At 61.4% G+C, this 425-nt stretch carries 1 protein-coding gene; it reads right to left on the bottom strand.

Annotated features, from left to right (window positions below):
- On the bottom strand, positions 1–425 hold a 425-nt coding region (locus EN935_RS40285; protein ID WP_281040436.1), incomplete at both ends, for a ChuX/HutX family heme-like substrate-binding protein.

Below are 425 nucleotides of genomic sequence, written 5' to 3'. Positions count from 1 at the left end.
ACGTCATAGACCTCGAGCGAGGTGACATGACCGTCCTTGGTCGGCTTGCGCACGGCCCAGACCTCGTGGATGTGATCGGTTCGCAGATGCAGGTGGAAGGTTTCGTCCAGCACATTGATCCATGGCCCCATCGGCTTGATCGATTTGATCGGCCCGGAATGGATCTGGATGCAGCCGCGGTTTCCGACAAAGCACATGATCGGCATCTCGCCTTCCACGGCATGATGGAACATGGCCCGAACGGCATCATTGTCGAGCAGCCAGGCATAGTCCTGGCCGACCATGCGCACCGCCTGCCGGCGGCTGAGCTTCAGCGTCTTCAGCATGCCGAAGAACTGGTGCACGTCGGTCAGCCGGCTCCAGCGGTCGCGCAGATCGTCGAGATTGGCGGCCGCTTCGTCGCCATGGATCTCGTCATCGGGGAG

The organism is Mesorhizobium sp. M7D.F.Ca.US.004.03.1.1, assembly GCF_003998635.1.
In the GTDB taxonomy this organism is placed as follows: domain Bacteria; phylum Pseudomonadota; class Alphaproteobacteria; order Rhizobiales; family Rhizobiaceae; genus Mesorhizobium; species Mesorhizobium loti.
This window is presented reverse-complemented; position numbering and strand designations above follow the sequence as displayed.